This window comes from Micromonospora fiedleri (genome assembly GCF_016774385.1).
Taxonomy (GTDB): Bacteria; Actinomycetota; Actinomycetes; order Mycobacteriales; family Micromonosporaceae; genus Micromonospora; species Micromonospora gifhornensis.
Window position 1 is genome coordinate 1 of sequence record NZ_JAETXL010000065.1, and the last position, 463, is coordinate 463.

At 73.2% G+C, this 463-nt stretch carries 1 protein-coding gene; it reads right to left on the reverse strand.

The window, feature by feature from the left end:
* The coding region (locus JMF97_RS30650) for an AMP-binding protein (RefSeq protein WP_238360466.1) at positions 1–463 on the reverse strand (463 nt) is incomplete at both ends.

The following is a 463-nucleotide window of genomic DNA, read 5'->3' on the forward strand; positions in this document are numbered from 1 at the left end:
ACCCGACGACCGGCAGGCCGGGCCCGCGGCCCAGGCAGCGCAGCGAGCGGGGTATAAGGGACAGGGCTGGTACGGGCCGGGCTCACGGCCGTGGTCGTCGACGACGAGGAGCCGGTTCGGTGGCACCGCCCGGCCCACGCTGCCCGGGTGGGTGAGCCAGTCGGCCGAGTCGATGAGGGTGACCACTCCCCCCTCGGTGGCCGCGTAGTACTCGACGGGCACCGGACCCCACCACTCGATCATGCGGCGCTTGACGTCCGGCGGGCACGGACCGCCGCCGTGCCAGATCCGACGCAGGCTGGCCCCGGAGAACCCGGCTCGGACGGCCGGGTCGAGGCTGAGCAGGCGGACGAACTGGGTCGGCACGAGATGACACTCGGTGATCCGCTCGGCGTCCATGGTGGACAGCATCCCGGCGGGGTCGAAACGCTCCCGCACGACCAGGGTCGCGCCGTTGAGCAGG